The following is an 11,857-nucleotide window of genomic DNA, read 5'->3' on the forward strand; positions in this document are numbered from 1 at the left end:
GATATACATGAAAAAGGTTGTAGTTTTTAGTCAAATTGATGAAGAGATTTTGTCACGGTTGCAGCAGGATTATCATGTTGTCGTATTAAACCCTAAACTGGGTGATATTAATGAGCAGATACGACAAGAAGTGGTAGATGCTGATGGAATGATTGGCGCGGGACGCTTACTTAATGAAAGTAACCTTGCTCCAGCACAAAAATTAAAAATTATTTCATCTGTGACTGTTGGTTATGATAATTATGATGTTGCTTATTTGAACCAAAAGAAAATCTGGTTATCAAACACACCTCATGTTTTGACAGAAACTACTGCGGATCTTGCCTTTACTCTATTGTTAAGCGCAGCTAGAAAAGTACCATTTTTAGACCACTGGACTAAACAAGGCGAATGGAAAAGAACAGTAGGGCCACAGCAGTTTGGTCTGGATGTTTTTGGGAAAACACTTGGTATTATTGGACTTGGTAATATTGGTGCTGCAATTGCGCGTCGTGGGTTTTATGGTTTTAACATGAATATTGTTTACCATAATCGACGCGAAAAGCCTGAATTGGCCGAGCCATTGAATGCTCAATATCTAGGTTTGGATGAGTTGCTACAACAGTCTGATTTTGTAGTCACAGCAGTTGATTTAAATGCAGAATCTAAAGCCTTAATGGGCAAAGCTCAATTTGAGCTGATGCAAAAGCACGCTATCTTTATCAATATTGCGCGCGGTTCAGTGGTTGATGAGCAGGCACTTATTGAAGCTTTACAGCAGGAAGTTATTTTTGCTGCTGGCTTAGATGTATATGAAAAAGAGCCTTTGCAAGATTCGGCACTTTTTAAATTACCAAATGTTGTTACTTTGCCTCATGTGGGGTCTGCTACAGCTGAAACACGCAAAAAAATGGCAAATTTAGCTTATAAAAACTTAGTAGAAGCATTGGAAGATAAAACACCAAGGTATTTGGTGAACCCTAATTTCGTATAAATATTGAATAACACTTCATTGCAAATATAGTCTATTTTCAATGTTATAGTGAAAGCCTGCTCATATGATGTAAGAAACTCAAGCATTATATGAATGGGCTTTTTTTGTTAGTTTAATTTTTAATAGAGAAGAACTTTTGAAATTTTTGCCAGTTATTTTAAGTTTGGCTTTTATAACAAATGCCTCTTACGCTAATCCTTTTGACTCAAAACCAGCTTCTGGGCAGGTTGAAATTCCGAATATTGGTAGTGGAATAGGATTACTTGATCAACAAAAAGAAAAATTTATCGGTGAAAAAGTTTTCCGTGAAGTGCATAAACAAATGCCAGTCATACAGGATGTATGGTTGGAAGATCAGTTTTTTCAAGTTTTCTCTAATATCTTGGCTGAAACACAGCTTGGACAACCTATTGGGCTTGTGGTCATTAAAGACCCACAAATTAATGCCTTTGCTGTTCCTGGTGGTTTATTTGCATTAAATACAGGTCTTATTTCCTCGGCTCGAAATATTGATGAGATTGCTGGAGTGATGGCGCATGAGATTGCCCACGTTTCGCAGAGGCACTTTAGTCGTTCAGAAGAGGCTTTTAAAGGGCAAACTCTTTTAAGCTTAGCTGGTTTGCTAGCAGGTGTGGCTTTAGCTGCCCAAGCAGGCGGGGATGCTGGAGCTGCAGTCATGTTGGGTACGCAAGCTGCACTTCTGGATAAACAGCTCACTTATAGTCGTAATCAAGAGCGTGAAGCTGACCGTATTGGAATGCAATATATGTATGCTGCAGGTTATAACCCGCAAAGTATGGCAGATTATTTTGAAACGATGCATAGAGCAACAAGTCATGTAAGTTTCCTGCCGGATTTTTGGCTTACGCATCCCTTAACGACTGAACGTATGAGCGAGGCCCGTTTAAGAGCAAACCAGATGCCTAAAGTTAAAAGTCGAATATATGATGTCGATTTTGAAATTTTAAAATGGTACACCATGGTGGTTGCGGGAGAGGCGACTGAAAACCAATTGCAAAGTCTGGCATCGCAAAAAAATCTCGCAGGGTTACTGGCTTTATCTGCTTTTTATCTTAAACAAGGAGATTATGCCCAAGCTCAAACAACCTTAGATCAAGTAAAATCTAGTGGTAAGCCACTTGTTTCTTTAATTCAAACAGATATTTATTTGGGTCAGAATAAACTTGATCAGGCCTATAATTCGATCGCTCCCTTACAAATGACAATGCCTGAAAATAAAGCTTTTAGCTACAAATTGGCTGAGGTTTTATTGCGTCAAGGTAAATATGCTCAAGTGCAAACTTTGGTGCAGCGTTTTATTAATAAAAATGCTCGAGATATTCAAGGCTGGCAACTATTACAGCAAGCCGCTAATTTAGATAAACAGTCACCGTTAAGAGCGGTGAATGTGTTGCGATATCGTGCAGAAGCACAGTATTGGTCTGGTAGTGAAGAAAATGCAATTAAATCTATGCTACATGCACAAAGACTAGCGAAAGGCAATCAAGCCATGTCAGCTAAAATTGATGGTCGATTAAAGCAAATGCAAGATGAGCGACGAATGAAAATTTAGAGCTTGTAGTTTGAGCTTATGCTTTTCAAACACACAGATATGCTTAAACTGACAAGTAAATGAAAGCTTAGTCTAAGAGTATATAAAGAGAGAGGAGGGAATTAAGCTAATTTAGCTTTAATTTTTGCTGAAACTTGAGCAGGATCGGCACGCCCGGCTATGATCGGACGTAGAGAATTCATCACCTTACCCATATCTTTCATGCTAGTTGCTTCTTGAGCAGCAATCGTTTGCTCAATGATAGAATCAAGCTCTTCCTCAGTCATAGCTTCTGGTAGAAACTGGGAAATAATCTCAGCTTCGGCTTGTTCTTTACTAGCTAAATCATCACGACCAGCACCTTCAAAGGCTTTGATCGATTCTTTACGTTGTTTAATTTGCTTTTCAATGATCGCAAGAACCTGAGCGTCGCCAAGCTCTATGCGCTCATCAACTTCGATTTGCTTAATTGCTGCTTGTAGACTACGCAAAACCGTCACTGTTGCCATATCTTTGGCACGCATAGAAGTTTTTAATGCATCAGTAATTTGGTCTTTTAAAGTAGTCATAATTTCAGCAGTCAATCACAAATTAATTAGTAAAGGCGAGTAGTACGTACAGATTCGCGAGCCAATTTCTTTTGGTAGCGTTTAACTGCAGCAGCTTTTTTGCGCTTACGTTCTTGAGTTGGTTTTTCGTAGAATTCGCGCTTACGAACGTCAGCTAAAACACCAGCTTTTTCGCATGAACGTTTGAAACGACGGATAGCTACGTCAACTGGTTCGCCTTCTTTCAACTTAACTTGTGGCATGTAAAATCCTCTAGATTATGGATAAGATCAGGCACACCATTGCGCCGGATCACAAGTGAAGGTCAGTATTTTACTCATTTACAACTCATATCACAAGTCTATAATAGCGATTGCAATATTTTGACTCATATAAAAGGCAGTTTTGATGATTGTTTTAGGCTTGGAAACTTCTTGTGATGAAACAGGGTTGGCACTTTATGATAGCGAACTCGGCTTACGGGGACAGGTTCTTTATAGCCAGATAAAACTTCATGCTGAATATGGTGGTGTGGTTCCGGAGTTAGCTTCTCGTGACCATGTTCGTAAGCTTATTCCTTTAATGAATCAGCTGCTTGAACAAAGTGGTGTTAAGAAACAGGAAATTGATGCAGTCGCTTATACACGTGGCCCAGGTTTAATGGGAGCATTAATGACAGGCGCATTATTTGGAAGAACTTTAGCTTTTTCTTTAAATAAGCCTGCCATCGGTGTTCACCATATGGAAGGACACATGTTAGCTCCATTGCTCTCAAGCCAACCGCCTGAATTTCCATTTGTAGCATTACTTGTTTCAGGTGGACATACACAATTGATGGCGGCTCATGCGATTGGTCAATATGAGTTATTGGGTGAATCAATTGATGACGCAGCCGGTGAAGCTTTCGATAAAGTTGCAAAAATGATGAATCTGCCATATCCGGGTGGGCCAAATATCGCAAAACTGGCGCTATCTGGTGATCCTTTAGCATTTGAGTTTCCCCGTCCAATGCTTCATCAAGGTCTAGATTTTTCTTTTAGTGGCTTAAAAACGGCAGTTTCTGTTCAACTGAAAAAATTGAATGGCGAAAACCGTGATGCTGACATTGCTGCTTCATTCCAAGAAGCTATTGTAGACACCTTAGTAAAAAAATCGGTAAAAGCTTTAAAGCAAACTGGACTTAAGCGTTTAGTGATTGCTGGTGGGGTGAGTGCAAATTTACGATTACGCGAACAGTTGGAAACTTCATTGGCCAAAATTAAAGCGCAAGTTTACTATGCTGAACCTGCCTTATGTACTGATAATGGGGCAATGATTGCATTTGCAGGTTATCAGCGTTTAAAAGCGGGCCAACACGATGGCTTGGCTGTCACGACTACACCGCGTTGGCCAATGACAGAATTGTCTATTCCTAAATAAAATTATTCATCTGCAAAGGCTTGTTGGTTTTCAATATCTATATATTCGATATAACCCCGGCCTTGCACTTCATTGCCAAAATAATGGCCCGTAAATATATAACCACTTGCATAACCTTGCCCATGACCATAGCGGAATGGGCAGTCAATTTCTGCCTGAATGTTTAAGATAATTTGCTTTGCATCATTTCGAGCGATCCATGAAAAATATTTTGGAAGTTGCATTTTTTTGCCCGTTGGAGAAATGAAGTCATCAACTTGGTGTGAAATAATATCAAAGCTAACGTCTGTATAAATTTCAGCTGGTCGATCAAGATGTCTAATGTGCAAGGTATAGGTTACTGTTTGCCCCACAATATCTGCTTTTGTTAGAAGAAGTTGAGTGTTTTCATTTAAATTGATGATTTGATAAGTGAAAAAATCAAGCGGTAGTTTATGGTTCTCAGGTATAAGTTGAATTGTGAATGAATGGGGACCAACTGCACGAGCATATTCGTAAGTGCAAAGCCCTTCGCTTTCAACGCGTTTTTCCTGATAGTTTAAAAAACCTTTAAACTTTGCCAACAAGCTAAAATGGTCATAGATTGGTGTTTTTATAAACCATGAAACGTCTGAAGTCACATCAATATCAAAGTCGAAATCTAGACCCTCATAATGCCCATTAATATGAATTTGAGGGAATTTTCCTTGAATTGAAATTTCCCGACCAAGCTCTATTAAACTTCCATCTTTATTAATTTTTGTCTCTTCGGGAATGATATAGGCTTTCAATAACGCTTGTTCAAGGGCGGCTGTACTTGAAAAGAAAGTAGCTGTTTTTCTAGGATTTCCAACGATAATATCATCATGATCAAATGCAAGTGCGCCAGGCGTACCGATTAAAATCATAATATTTAAATAGCGATGAGGTTCTGGCAAAAGTGGAAAAAAGATTCCGTAGTGGGTCCAGCTATAGTATTTTTCGTCAACACGTGGGCGAATGATATGAGATTGAGTAAAAGGAAGAGTTGAATATTTTTTTGCTTGATCTAAAAAGCGTTGTGCGAATAACAAACTTTTAGCAACAGTTTTGCTTACTAGAGAAATTTTTGGCAATTGTTTTTTCATATATAAACCTAAAGAAAACTATCTATATTTAGGTTATGGAAAACAATCGCCAAAACTAAGCGGTTTATAGGCCAAAGCTAAGGCTTTGTGGGACATTTTATTTAACTGTTAGACAGCTCTTTTAAAGCGTTTAAACCGATCCAATGCTTAGAAAACTGATAAGCCGCACGACCAGAGCGTTGACCACGCATTTGACACCAACGTAAACTCTCAGCTCGAACTTCATCATTGAAAGGCATGTTCGCTTTATCTAGATAATGTTCTACGATTTCTAAATATAAATTTTGATCCATTGGGTAAAAAGATAACCACAAACCAAAACGGTCTGATAGAGAGATCTTTTCTTCAATCGCTTCTTGAGGATGTAGTTCGGTATATTGGGGCACATCTACTTTGGTTACTGGTGTGTTTTCGTGCATGAACTCAGGTAACAAGTGACGACGGTTACTGGTCGCATAAATAATAAAATTTGTTGAACCTGACTGTAATGAACCATCCAATACACTTTTTAAACTACGATAATTTTCATCTTCAGCATTAAACGCTAAGTCATCACAGTAAACGATATACTTTTCAGGTCGGTTTTGAATAATTTTTTGAATTTTTGGTAAGTCTGCTAAATCATCACGTTCAATTTCAATTAAACGTAATCCTTGAGGAGCATACTCAGTGAGTAAAGCACGCACAATAGAGGATTTACCTGTACCACGTGAGCCTGTTAACAGTACATCATTTGCGGGTAAGCCATTTAAAAACTGCAAAGTATTTTGAATAATTTTTTCTTTTTGACGTTCGATGCCTTTTAAGTCATCAAGATAAATATTCTTAGGCGTATAAATGGCTTTAAGTTGCTGGTTTTCCCATCTAAAAGCTGGTGCAGTGAAATCAGTTTCTTGCTTCGGTTCAGGTAAGACCTGCTGTAACTGATTTAATACAAGTGATAAGGTTTGAACTAAATTGTCGGGTAAATCAATGGTAGCCATGGTTAATCAATCATGTTAAACAGTAATTTACTAGGATACTAACACCGAAATTTGCAAGCTGACAAAAAAGATACTGGTAATGCAGTTTATCGGTTTTGCAATTGATTGAAATGTTCAGACCGCGCATAGTGTTGTCATGTCTATTCAGTAAAATCATCTGTGAAGATGAGGACGAAATATGTTTGAAAAAATACGAAGTGATATGAATCCACATCAGGCTTACCGTATCAAAAAATTACAACGTCAATTAGACATGGCTGAATCTTATGAAGAATGGAAGTCTTTTGCATTAAAACTGGATGAAGAAACAGGTGCACAAGAGTGGAAGTTTGATAATAGTTCGCCTTACTTCGATGCCGAGCTCATTTCTTATCGTTACACTTTACTGAAAAGATATCGTCAGCAACACCGTACTCTGGATTTGATTTATCTTTTAAAAGAAGGGCTAACCTACGATATTGCAAATATTGGTCATCCTATGTTGTTTGCTGCCACACATGTAGGCACAAAAAAATTAATTGAAGATTATATTGAAGAAGTCAGTCAAAGCTTGGCTTATATTGCATCTAGTGAATGTATTACGTTTCAAAGAAAAGAAAAAATCGAGTTTTTTGAAAATTGTGAAAAAGCTTATGGTCAGCCTGCTCTTATGTTTTCGGGTGGTGCAACTTTAGGTCTTTTTCATACTGGTGTATGTAAAGCTCTAATTGAACAAGATTTAATGCCTAAGGTACTGTCAGGCTCAAGTGCGGGCGCTATTATGACTGGTATGTTGGGAATTTCTGCCAGTGAAGATATTCAAAATTTGTTAAATGGCGAGCAATTTTTCAGTGATGCGTTTCACTTTAGAAAACTTCGTGAACTTATAAAAGGGAATGGTGGTATTGCAGATGTCCACTATTTAAAAAAATTCCTCATTGAAAATTTGGGCGATCTTACTTTTGAAGAAGCATTCAAAAAATCAGGTTTGAATATTAATGTCGCTGTTGCGCCATACGATGCAACAGAAAATCCTCGGATTATGAATGCAATTATGACACCTAATGTGTTAGTTTGGAGTGCTGTGTTGGCTTCTTGTGCTGTACCAGTTTTATTTCCGCCTGTACGTTTAACCAGTAAGCGTTATGATGGTGAACATACGCCGTATATGGCAAACACTAAATGGGTAGATGGTAGTGTGCGTAGTGACTTCCCACAAGAAAGAATGGCAAGGCTTTATAATTTAAACTACACCATTGCTAGTCAAGTAAATCCGCATGTTGTGCCATTTATGCAAGATGATGCACACCGTTTCCGTAAGGATGTTTTAAGTTGGCCTGAACGTATTTTAAGACGCCAAGGTAAAGTGCTTTCGATGGGAATAATGGATTTTACCCGTCAAAGATTAGGAGCCATTTCTCCAGTAAGGAGATTGCTTGATCACGGATATGGTGTAGTAGGGCAGCGATATTATGGAGATGTTAATATTATTGCCAAATATAGCTTAAAACATTATGCCTATACGTTACAAAACCCTCGTCCACATTTATTTAAACGATTACAGCGAGAAGGTGAGCGTGCGACTTGGCCGAAAATATCTTCTATAGAAACTCATGCGCGTATTGGTAAAACAATTCAGCATTGTTTAGAAGTTTTACGTTTTGAAGAAAAGAAACAACAGCCAGAGTCTTATTATGCTGAAGCATGATTTTGCTTCTCATATAGAACACTTAAAATGCGTAACAAAACCTAAAAGTTCAGCTTTAGGAAGGCATCTATGGACATGTTCTATAGATGCTCATTACTACTGGCTAAAATATCAAGTGCCGCATGTACATGCTCAAGGTGAGCAAGATTTTTTGCATGAATTGCAATTTTATGAAAATATTCAGCATAAAAATATAAATTGGATTTTGCCATTTAAAATAGTTGATGCCGACATTATTTCCCCACTACAACTGCTTAAAGGGAAAGTATTAATTTTGCCAGGCACCGATTGCTGGTTTGATGAGTTAGATCAAAAGCAAAATTTAAAAGATATTCATGAGATGATCTATACAGCGCTTATGGCTTTAGCAGAACTTCATGAGCTAGGGTGGATTCATGGCGATATTAAAAAAGAACACTTTCGAAAGTTTGAGCAAAGACTTTATTTAATCGATTTTGAAAAAGCACGGCTTATAACTACTCCTGATTCAATCATTGATGCTACACCAAGATATATGGCACCTGAACTGTTCCATGGAACTAGGAAGAATATACAAAGCGATTTATATGCTTTTGGAGTTGTTTTATATGAATGGCTAAGTCAAATACGTTTACAAGCAAACACTTATCATGACTGGGCTGTATTGCATTGCCAAAACTTAAACATTCAATTGCCAGATTTATTTCAAATTTTTTACCCGTTACTGGTGGGGTTATTGCAAAAACAGCAGAAAAATCGATTTTCAAATGCATTTGAAGCAATCAATTGTTTAAATGCTCTCTCAAACTTATAAAAATCATTGATCTAGTATCTGTATACAATTTACACGGTCAGTTTTTTTTAGAAAAAAAACACTTGTCACTGTTAGATCTTATCGCTAATATACACAGCCATCGGGGGCGTGGCGAAATTGGTAGACGCACTGGATTTAGGTTCCAGCGCCGCAAGGTGTAAGAGTTCGAGTCTCTTCGCCCCCACCACTTTAAGTTAAGACTTAAAGTTGATTTGAATGTTAAATCATTTAAATCTTGGAAGAGGATTGGTGTAATGGTAGCATGACGGTCTCCAAAACCGTTCGTCAAGGTTCGAATCCTTGATCCTCTGCCACATTTATTTTAAATAAATGTCCCAGATGGGGGCGTGGCGAAATTGGTAGACGCACTGGATTTAGGTTCCAGCGCCGCAAGGTGTAAGAGTTCGAGTCTCTTCGCCCCCACCACTTTAAGTTAAGACTTAAAGTTGATTTGAATGTTAAATCATTTAAATCTTGGAAGAGGATTGGTGTAATGGTAGCATGACGGTCTCCAAAACCGTTCGTCAAGGTTCGAATCCTTGATCCTCTGCCACATTTATTTTAAATAAATGTCCCAGATGGGGGCGTGGCGAAATTGGTAGACGCACTGGATTTAGGTTCCAGCGCCGCAAGGTGTAAGAGTTCGAGTCTCTTCGCCCCCACCATTGAAAAAAGCAAGACGATGATCTTGCTTTTTTTATGATTAAATCCAAAGGGTTTAATTATACATATAGAGGATTGGTGTAATGGTAGCATGACGGTCTCCAAAACCGTTCGTCAAGGTTCGAATCCTTGATCCTCTGCCAAGATTCAAAAAGCTCCTGTTACGGGAGCTTTTTTTATGTCTAACTGATTTTTATAAATAAATTATGATTTAAAACCAATATTTTATAAAAGTAAGATTTAAGAAATAAAATTTATTTTACATACAGACAAATCTGTATAAAAAATGCTTCCACTTTGTTAAGGTTTTGTTAAAATAAAATTAAGTTGATATTAATCACGGTTTAATTTTATATGTTGAACTATAACAAATTTAATAAAAGTGTCTTATTCATCTGCTTATCACTAACGGGGGGCCTAAGTTTTGCTGCGGACTCGGATGATCCTATTCGTCAGAGAATTCAGGCTGACCAAACTATTCGACAACAGCAACGTGATAGTGCTTTAGAAAAACAAATACAACCAGATGTAAACGTCAATCTAGGGCAAGAACAAAATAAGATTTCAGCTCAGCAATTACAATATTTACGTTCTAACAGTGAAACCCCTTGTTTTGAAATTAAGAAAATACTTTTAGAAGGTGAAGAAGCCCATCAATTCATATTAGATTTTAATGTGATTACGACTGGCAAGAACAATATTATTGGAAGATGTTTAGGGGTAAATGGACTAAACCAAGCCCTTGATCTTGTACAAAATAAAATTATAGCAAATGGTTATGTAACCACACGAGTTTTACTTCCTCAACAAAATATTGCATCTGGTACGGTGCGTGTTCGGGTTATTCCCGGACGAGTGGATCAGATTAAATTTGCTGAGGGTACTTCTAAACGTGCACATTTGTGGAATGCTTTACCGATGAAGTCGGGTGAGCTTTTAAATATTCGTGATATGGAGCAAGGTTTAGAAAACCTCAAACGAGTGCCGACAGTTGAGACTGACTTTAAAATCCAGCCAGCAGAACAAAAAAAAGAACCGGGCTATAGTGATGTGGTTTTAGCTTGGCAACAGGCTAAACCTTATCGCTTACATCTCGGAATTGATGATTCAGGGAGTGAGGCGACCGGAAAATATCAAGGCACAGCAACTTTATCGCTTGATCATGTGCTGACCTTAAATGATCTATTTTATATCAGCTATAACCATGATTTAGGAGGTGGAAACTCTGGTAAACATGGTACTGATGGTTTTTATGCAAGCTATACCATTCCATTTGATTACTGGTTATTTTCAACTAGTTATAGTCGCTCTAATTACCTGCAAACAGTTGCTGGAAGTAGTGAAACTTATCAATATAGCGGTAAAAGCGAACTCATTAATGCAGATTTATCTCGAGTAATTTATCGAGATGCACACCGTAAAACAGCCTTAGGTTTTGGTGGGTGGTACCGTGAATCACAAAACTATATTAATGATGTAGAAATTGAAGTACAGCGTCGTAAAACTGCAGGTTGGAAAGCCACTCTTGATCATGTTGAATATTTTTCTAATGCCACTTTAAACGGCAATGTGACTTATAAGCGTGGTACAGGCTGGTTGAATGCAATGAGAGCACCAGAAGAAGACTTTGGAGAAGCTTATACGCATGTCGGGATTCTACAAGCGAATGCCAGTTTACAAGTGCCTTTTAAAGTGGGTCAGCAAAATCTGCAATATCTAGCTGAATGGCGTACTCAACACAGCAATCAACCTTTAACTCCTCAAGACAGATTTTCAATTGGAAACCGTTATACCGTAAGAGGTTTTGATGGTGAGCAAACTTTATTGGCCGATAACGGTTTCTTAGTTCGCAATGAACTAAGTGGCTCAATTATGAATAGGCCACACTCTTGGTATGCAGGTATCGATTACGGAGAGGTTGGTGGAAAAACTACATATTATCCGAATCCTTTACCAGGCACGAGTTTATTAGGTGCAGTTATTGGGTTACGTGGACAAATTGCTCCCTTGCGTTTGAATTATGACGCTTTTGTAGGAGCACCGTTGAAAAAACCAGATCACTTCGAAACAGATGATTACACGACTGGATTTAGCGTGAATTGGACCTATTAATTCAAGTTTAAAGGTCCAGAA

10 protein-coding genes and 6 tRNA genes are annotated in these 11,857 nt (G+C 38.0%); 12 read left to right on the forward strand and 4 right to left on the reverse strand.

Annotated features, from left to right (window positions below):
• Positions 1-7 precede the first annotated feature (7 nt).
• Positions 8-973: a 2-hydroxyacid dehydrogenase gene (locus tag J678_RS05180; RefSeq protein ID WP_017393795.1), complete on the forward strand. Its 966-nt coding sequence runs from the start codon at positions 8-10 to the stop codon at positions 971-973.
• A gap of 145 nt (positions 974-1,118) precedes the next feature.
• Positions 1,119-2,546, forward strand: coding sequence for a M48 family metalloprotease (locus J678_RS05185; protein WP_079377488.1), 1,428 nt, complete (start codon positions 1,119-1,121; stop codon positions 2,544-2,546).
• Between the two features lie 101 nt (positions 2,547-2,647).
• Here J678_RS05185 and J678_RS05190 read toward each other — a convergent pair whose 3' ends face one another.
• On the reverse strand, positions 2,648-3,094 hold the full coding sequence (locus J678_RS05190) for a GatB/YqeY domain-containing protein (RefSeq protein WP_017393793.1): 447 nt from the start codon (positions 3,092-3,094) through the stop codon (positions 2,648-2,650).
• A gap of 26 nt (positions 3,095-3,120) precedes the next feature.
• A complete protein-coding gene (rpsU, locus tag J678_RS05195) occupies positions 3,121-3,336 on the reverse strand; it encodes a 30S ribosomal protein S21 (protein ID WP_001136722.1) in 216 nt (71 codons plus the stop codon).
• Between the two features lie 145 nt (positions 3,337-3,481).
• Here rpsU and tsaD point away from each other — a divergent pair, with 145 nt between their 5' ends.
• Positions 3,482-4,492: a tRNA (adenosine(37)-N6)-threonylcarbamoyltransferase complex transferase subunit TsaD gene (gene tsaD / locus J678_RS05200; RefSeq protein WP_002049277.1), complete on the forward strand. Its 1,011-nt coding sequence runs from the start codon at positions 3,482-3,484 to the stop codon at positions 4,490-4,492.
• 2 nt (positions 4,493-4,494) lie between these two features.
• Here the strand turns inward: tsaD and J678_RS05205 are convergent, their stop codons facing one another.
• Together J678_RS05205 and J678_RS05210 are read right to left on the reverse strand one after the other, a co-directional pair.
• The gene (locus J678_RS05205; protein ID WP_017393792.1) at positions 4,495-5,598 is read right to left on the reverse strand and encodes a DUF6670 family protein; all 1,104 of its coding nucleotides are present in this window, start codon (positions 5,596-5,598) and stop codon (positions 4,495-4,497) included.
• Positions 5,599-5,699: 101 nt separating this feature from the next.
• The gene (locus J678_RS05210; RefSeq protein WP_017393791.1) at positions 5,700-6,581 is read right to left on the reverse strand and encodes an ATP-binding protein; all 882 of its coding nucleotides are present in this window, start codon (positions 6,579-6,581) and stop codon (positions 5,700-5,702) included.
• 178 nt (positions 6,582-6,759) lie between these two features.
• Between J678_RS05210 and J678_RS05215 the strand changes: the two genes are divergently transcribed.
• From J678_RS05215 to J678_RS05255, 9 genes are all read left to right on the forward strand, one after another.
• Positions 6,760-8,268: a DUF3336 domain-containing protein gene (locus J678_RS05215; protein WP_002049303.1), complete on the forward strand. Its 1,509-nt coding sequence runs from the start codon at positions 6,760-6,762 to the stop codon at positions 8,266-8,268.
• Positions 8,255-9,061 (forward strand): protein kinase domain-containing protein, encoded by an 807-nt coding sequence (locus J678_RS05220; RefSeq protein ID WP_017393790.1) that lies wholly within the window; start codon positions 8,255-8,257, stop codon positions 9,059-9,061. The genes J678_RS05215 and J678_RS05220 overlap by 14 nt, the downstream gene beginning before the upstream one ends.
• A 102-nt stretch (positions 9,062-9,163) precedes the next feature.
• Positions 9,164-9,248, forward strand: a tRNA-Leu gene (locus tag J678_RS05225).
• 53 nt (positions 9,249-9,301) lie between these two features.
• Positions 9,302-9,375, forward strand: a tRNA-Trp gene (locus J678_RS05230).
• A 27-nt stretch (positions 9,376-9,402) separates the two neighbouring features.
• Positions 9,403-9,487: transfer RNA gene (locus tag J678_RS05235), tRNA-Leu, on the forward strand.
• A 53-nt stretch (positions 9,488-9,540) separates the two neighbouring features.
• Positions 9,541-9,614 (forward strand) — tRNA-Trp (locus tag J678_RS05240).
• A 27-nt stretch (positions 9,615-9,641) separates the two neighbouring features.
• Positions 9,642-9,726: transfer RNA gene (locus tag J678_RS05245), tRNA-Leu, on the forward strand.
• A 67-nt stretch (positions 9,727-9,793) separates the two neighbouring features.
• Positions 9,794-9,867, forward strand: a tRNA-Trp gene (locus J678_RS05250).
• 211 nt (positions 9,868-10,078) lie between these two features.
• Positions 10,079-11,836, forward strand: a complete 1,758-nt coding sequence (locus J678_RS05255; protein ID WP_017393789.1) for a ShlB/FhaC/HecB family hemolysin secretion/activation protein — start codon at positions 10,079-10,081, stop codon at positions 11,834-11,836.
• Positions 11,837-11,857: the final 21 nt, after the last annotated feature.

This window comes from Acinetobacter sp. 1424608, assembly GCF_000588255.1.
In the GTDB taxonomy this organism is placed as follows: Bacteria; Pseudomonadota; Gammaproteobacteria; order Pseudomonadales; family Moraxellaceae; genus Acinetobacter; species Acinetobacter nosocomialis.